This is a genomic window from Mesorhizobium sp. LNHC229A00, from assembly GCF_000502415.1.
Lineage (GTDB): Bacteria > Pseudomonadota > Alphaproteobacteria > Rhizobiales > Rhizobiaceae > Mesorhizobium.
Genome location: NZ_AYWQ01000200.1, coordinates 1 through 402 on the forward strand (window position 1 = coordinate 1; position 402 = coordinate 402).

Below are 402 nucleotides of genomic sequence, written 5' to 3' on the forward strand. Positions count from 1 at the left end.
GGATGCTTCCGAACACGAGTCCAAGATCAAGCCAGATACGGCGTCTTGCGGCGACGGCCGTGACAAGCAAGGCCGCGAACATAGTATAGATCAACGGAGATGACCCGCCCAGAAAGGTCAGTGTCATGACCGCGGTCGCGCCGAAAGCCTGGGAAACGATCAAGCCGAGATCAGCATTCCCCTTGAATAGTAGGACGTGACCAAAATAGCCGCGCATATTAGCAATCCCGGCAGAGACACCTGCATGCCGACAAGTTCCCGCTTGGTTTGGCCCTGTGACGCGGATACAGCGAGCTGTCCGATCGCTGATCTTTCGACAGCTGGATGTTCCAGGCAAGAGAGTCAAAGGGGGTAGCCTTCCACCTGCGAAAGTAGGAGCGCGCGAATGCTCGTCCCCATGTC

At 57.0% G+C, this 402-nt stretch carries 1 pseudogene; it reads right to left on the reverse strand.

Annotated elements, in window-relative coordinates:
• Positions 1-217, reverse strand: a pseudogene (locus X742_RS1000000175345) (hypothetical protein); the annotation flags it as partial.
• Positions 218-402: the final 185 nt, after the last annotated feature.